This is a genomic window from Mesorhizobium sp. M7A.F.Ca.US.011.01.1.1 (assembly GCF_003998295.1).
Lineage (GTDB): Bacteria > Pseudomonadota > Alphaproteobacteria > Rhizobiales > Rhizobiaceae > Mesorhizobium.
In genome coordinates, this window is the sequence record NZ_RZRT01000266.1 from 1 (window position 1) to 335 (window position 335).

General features: G+C 62.1%; 1 protein-coding gene. It reads left to right on the forward strand.

From position 1 onward, the window contains the following. On the forward strand, positions 1–335 hold a 335-nt coding region (locus tag EOA13_RS37670), incomplete at both ends, for a thiamine pyrophosphate-dependent enzyme (protein ID WP_245490621.1).

Genomic DNA, 335 nt, shown 5'->3' on the forward strand with positions numbered 1-335 from the left:
CACGATGGGCTACGGCCTGCCGGCGGCGCTCGGCGTGCAGATCGCACACCCGGATGCGCTGGTCATTGATATTGCCGGCGATGCCTCGGTGCAGATGACGATGCAGGAGATGAGCGCGGCGGTGCAGCACGACGCACCGATCAAGATCTTCATCCTCAACAACCAGTATATGGGCATGGTGCGGCAGTGGCAGCAGCTTCTGCACGGCAACCGGCTGTCGCATTCCTACACCGAGGCGATGCCGGATTTCGTCAAGCTCGCCGAAGCCTATGGCGGCCATGGCATTCGCTGCGAGAAACCGGACGAGCTGGACGACGCGATCAAGGAGATGATCG